This window comes from Bartonella sp. AD328YNZD (assembly GCF_042196425.1).
Map to the genome: position 1 here is coordinate 1 of NZ_JBHIQG010000527.1, position 1,212 is coordinate 1,212.

The following is a 1,212-nucleotide window of genomic DNA, read 5'->3' on the forward strand; positions in this document are numbered from 1 at the left end:
GTACGGGAGATGATATTTATGGAGCTGAAGCTACCATTGAATTAACAGAAAGGACAAAGATCTCTGGTGATTTATTGTTAAAGGCTCAAAATAATTCTTCTCTATTGGTGAAAGCAAAGAATTCTACCCTTACAGGGGGTATTCGTGTTGAGGATGTATCAACTGTTCACTTAGAATTAACACATGGCTCTGCATGGTATCTCACCAAAAGGAAACATACAGATTTGCAGGAATCTCTTCCTGTAGATTCATTACTTTCGTCTATAAGCATTTCTGATAGCACAATTTTTTTTGATAAATTTATATCTCAAGATTATCAAACGCTATATATTGGAAAAGTATATATTGAGAAAGGAAGTAATCTAAATGACATAAATCCAATAGATGGGATACAATATGATAAAGACGCTTATAATGCAAAGGGAAATGTGCAGATTAAGATGAGTGCGTTTGTGAATAATGACGGCTCGTTTAATCCGCAAAAAACTGATCGTATTTTGATCTACGGGAATGTTTTGGGAAGTACACTGCTCATGATGGAGAAATTTTCCAAAACCTTAGAAGGAGAAGCTGGCAATAAAGGGAGTCAAAGTATTTCACTTGTTCAAGTTGCTGGGACAGCAGAGGAAAGTTCTTTTAAGTTAGCCAATAGTTATACTACAGTGAATGGATTTCCTTATCAATATAAACTTCGTGCCTATGGTCCAAGTTCTTCTTCTGGAAATGCAGATCCAAAGAATAGATTGGTTGTTGGAGAAGGGGATTTTTGGGATTTTCGTCTCGAAAGTGTTTACATTGGTCCTGAATTAGATTCTTCTGAAACTGCTTCTAAGCCAACGTCTACAGTTTTACCTCCTCAATCTGAAGAAGAGACGGTTCCTTCTAAACGACCAACAGAGACTATTTCACCTGAACAACCCCCTTCTGTTGAGCCTCCACTTATACCATCTACACCTTCTTTGCCTGAGGGATCTGAACCGTCTGAAACATTTATCCCTACGGATTCGACGCTGACTCCTTCTGCACCAGTTCCGTCTCCCTCTGTACCAACAGTTCCAGAAAATCCTTCTGCTGTGCCTATGCCTGCACCATTTGTTCCAGTTGAGACTTCTACGGATGAGATTATGCCATCTAAGCCCTCTGTTCCGGTATCACCTTCATCTCCAGATTCTGTTCCTTCTGCTTCTTCCCCTGTTGAACCAAAGCCTTCTG

1 pseudogene is annotated in these 1,212 nt (G+C 39.5%); it reads left to right on the forward strand.

The features are described from left to right. Positions 1 to 1,212, forward strand: a pseudogene (locus ACFIO3_RS13405) (autotransporter outer membrane beta-barrel domain-containing protein); the annotation flags it as partial.